The sequence below is a fragment of the Flavobacterium sp. ACAM 123 genome, assembly GCF_000264055.1.
Taxonomy (GTDB): domain Bacteria; phylum Bacteroidota; class Bacteroidia; order Flavobacteriales; family Flavobacteriaceae; genus Flavobacterium.
In genome coordinates this window covers 1-468 of the sequence record NZ_AJXL01000251.1, presented here as the reverse complement: position 1 = coordinate 468, position 468 = coordinate 1, and the positions used below count along the sequence as shown (strand labels likewise).

Sequence of the window (468 nt, the reverse complement as noted above, 5' to 3'; positions counted from 1 at the left end):
CCTGTTACTCCGGCACAGCCAACACTGAGTAGTGTAACACAGCCAACCTGTAGTATTGCGACAGGAAGTTTTACTATAACGAATTATGACGCTTCTTATATTTATACAGTAAGCCCATCAGTAGACGTTTCAGTTTCAGGAAATACTGTTACTGCTCTTGCGGGAACGTATACAATCACTGTTACTTTGGGTTTATGTCAAATATCAACAAATACTACAGTCAATGCACAACCGGTTACTCCGGAACAGCCGATATTAAGTAATGTAACACAGCCAACTTGTAGTGTTGCAACGGGAAGTTTTACTATCACAAATTATAATGCTTCTTATGTTTATACTTCAAGTCCGTCAGTTGGAGTTGCGATTTCAGGAAATACTGTGACTGCTCCGGCGGGAAGCTATACAATAACCGCTACTTTAGGGGTGTGTACTTCTGTAACTTCAGCAAGCAAGACAGTCAATACGCAG

General features: G+C 41.0%; 1 pseudogene. It reads left to right on the top strand.

The annotated features are described in order from the left end of the window. Positions 1 to 468, top strand: a pseudogene (locus A3SG_RS22000) (hypothetical protein); the annotation flags it as partial.